Raw genomic sequence first — 2,601 nt, 5'->3', positions numbered from 1 at the left:
AAAGGTCGGCAAGCCGTGCTATTACATCCGCCGTACCGTTAGATTTACCTGTCGCCACACCATTACTATTCACCGATATAATCGAAGAGTCTGAACTCGACCAGCTTACCGAACTTGTAATATCAATCTGGCTGGCACCGCCATCAACATTTCCCAAGGCTGTGAATGTCTCGGTCTCCCCTTCACGCACGCGATCATTCGAGGAAACAATAGAAATAGAGGTCAAATTCTTAGTGTTGACTTCAACGGCTTGAATATAAGTTTGCTCATTACCCACACCACAAGCTGTTAAGACAAAGCTAACTAAAAGTAAAACAGCCCGTGTCATCTTTTTTACTGAACACATATTAAGTCCTTTTTAACTAGAAACTTTGGCGTAAGCCCAAGCTCACACCATCCAGAGAGAGGTGATCCTCATCATAATAACGAAGGCCCTGAATATTGATAAAGGTCTCACTCGAACCCAAACGAAATTCAGCACCACCACCGTAGACAACGCCATGATACAACTCTCTATCTACGGGGCTGGAGGCGCTGCGGGTCATTTCCAGTTCAGACATGCCATAGCCAAGCAAGATAAACAATTTCCCACCGTTCTCAGCCTCTGGAGACTCGAAACGACCCAATATCCCAACCGAAGATACGAGACTCATATCAATACCAATATCGTCTCCCTCAGTGACACCTTGTGCGGCATAAACTTCAAGCCCTACTTGAGGCTCCAAATATAATCCCGCTCTCAGACCAGCTCCAGAGATATCGAACTCCGCTTCGCCACTTTGTTCATTACCAATAGTATTTATCAGGTAGTGGGCATCCAGCCCGGCATAATATTTAGGTTTATCTTCTGCAAAAGCGATACTGCTTAGAGCAAGTAAACATATACTCCCCCCAATGCATTTCTTTAAATTCATTCTCGTCTTCCCTTATCCATACCTTAAATAATGGTTTCCTAGCTTATCAAACTAGCGAGCAATCTTATCCTAATTTTTCGTTAAGCCAGAACAATAAAAATTTATCTACCACTAAGGTGATATTGTTTTTTTGAACTACATTGATACAGGCCCCAATCCTTATCAACTAATGGACGGTAATAAACATGAACCATCAAGAACAAATACAACCTCAATGGAAGCTAATTATCGGCTTCGCGCTAGCTTTGCTGATCACAGTTGGCTCGCTATTATCTGGTAGTGGGGCTATCGGCATATCCGGTAGTATTATCGCGCTTATCCTGGTGACCGCCATCGCATTCATTAACATCCATAACACACAGAACAATCTGGGCGCCCCAATCTCTCAGGTGAAGCATTTAGTCGATGAAATTTCCATGGGGAACTTTTCGAACGCTTCAGAAAATACTGGTGCGAAGAACAATAGCCTAGCCTCCAAGCTACAGGCTTTAGCTTATAGCCAACAGGAAAAACAAAACGAAATAGAGGCTTCTCAAGCCTCCACTCAGCGGATTATCTCTGCCTTAAACGTCTGCAACACCAATGTCATGATGGCCGATGATGACTACAACATTGTCTATATGAATGACTCCGTAAAGGAAATGATGCAAAGTGCTGAAGCAGACTTAAAAGTGGTACTTCCCAACTTTAATGCTCAAGCACTTATGGGAGAGAGTATTGATGTCTTCCATAAAAATCCGGCTCACCAACGGAGTATGCTAGAAGGCTTGCAAACTCAATATAACGGAAAAATCCAAGTTGGCACTCGAACATTCAGTTTGATAGCCACACCAATCTTTGATGATGAACACCAACGACTCGGCACCGTCGTCGAGTGGGATGATCAAACCGCGCAGCTAGCCAAGGAACAGGCTGAAGCTCAGTTGGCAGCAGACAATACGCGAATCAAACTAGCGCTAGATGTGTGTAGCACCAACGTCATGATGGCCGACGCTGAGTTCAATATCATTTATATGAATGAATCAGTACAAGAAATGATGAAAACTGCGGAAAGCGACTTGAAAGCAGAGCTTTCTCGCTTCGACGCCGATAACCTGATTGGCAACAATATCGACATCTTCCATAAGAATCCAGCGCATCAACGCAGCATGCTTGAGAAGCTCACCAGCACTTACCAAACCAACATTACGGTTGGGCCACGCACATTTAACTTAATCGCGACCCCTATTTTTGCTGAAAACAAAGAACGAATCGGTACTGTCGTTGAATGGAATGACCGAACAGAAGCGCTTGCTCAAGAAACAAAAGCCAAACAACTCGCCGAGGAAAATGCAGGCGTTAGACTGGCTCTCGATGTTTGTAATACCAATGTGATGATGGCCGATGCAAATTACAACATCAATTATATGAACAAAGCAGTACAGAATATGATGCGCGTAGCTGAGGCAGACTTACGCAAAGTGCTGCCAAACTTTGATGCCAATAACCTTGTTGGCAACAACATCGATGTTTTCCACAAAAACCCTGCACACCAACGCAGTATGCTTGAGCGTCTGACCAGTACATATCAAACTGAAATTAAGGTCGGTGTACGTACCTTTGGCCTAACTGCGACACCTATATATGGCGAAGACCAAACTCGCTTGGGTACCGTCGTTGAATGGTCAGATAGAACTGATGAGGTTGC

The 2,601-nt window shown here is 44.1% G+C and carries 3 protein-coding genes; 1 reads left to right on the top strand and 2 read right to left on the bottom strand.

Annotation, left to right across the window (positions count from 1 at the left end; genetic code table 11):
• Both A3735_RS24045 and A3735_RS24040 read right to left on the bottom strand, forming a co-directional pair.
• On the bottom strand, nt 1-346 hold a 346-nt coding region (locus tag A3735_RS24045; RefSeq protein ID WP_156499881.1), incomplete at its 3' end, for an Ig-like domain-containing protein.
• Nucleotides 347-362: 16 nt separating this feature from the next.
• Nucleotides 363-914 carry an outer membrane beta-barrel protein gene (locus A3735_RS24040; protein ID WP_068509584.1) on the bottom strand — a complete coding sequence of 184 codons (552 nt, stop codon included), beginning with the start codon at nt 912-914 and terminating at the stop codon, nt 363-365.
• A 185-nt stretch (nt 915-1,099) separates the two neighbouring features.
• On the opposite strand from A3735_RS24040, the gene A3735_RS24035 reads away from it, so the two are divergent.
• Nucleotides 1,100-2,601, top strand: a 1,502-nt coding sequence (locus A3735_RS24035; RefSeq protein WP_156499880.1) for a PAS domain-containing protein, incomplete at its 3' end; no start/stop codon positions are given.

It is taken from the genome of Oleiphilus sp. HI0061, from assembly GCF_001635675.1.
The sequence above is the reverse complement of the archived record's forward strand: the minus strand, read 5'-3'. Positions and strand labels throughout refer to the sequence as shown.

Bases quoted from the DNA above. Each gene is read 5' to 3' on its own strand.
- A3735_RS24040 (WP_068509584.1), bottom strand. From the start codon at position 914: ATGAATTTAAAGAAATGCATTGGGGGGAGTATATGTTTACTTGCTCTA.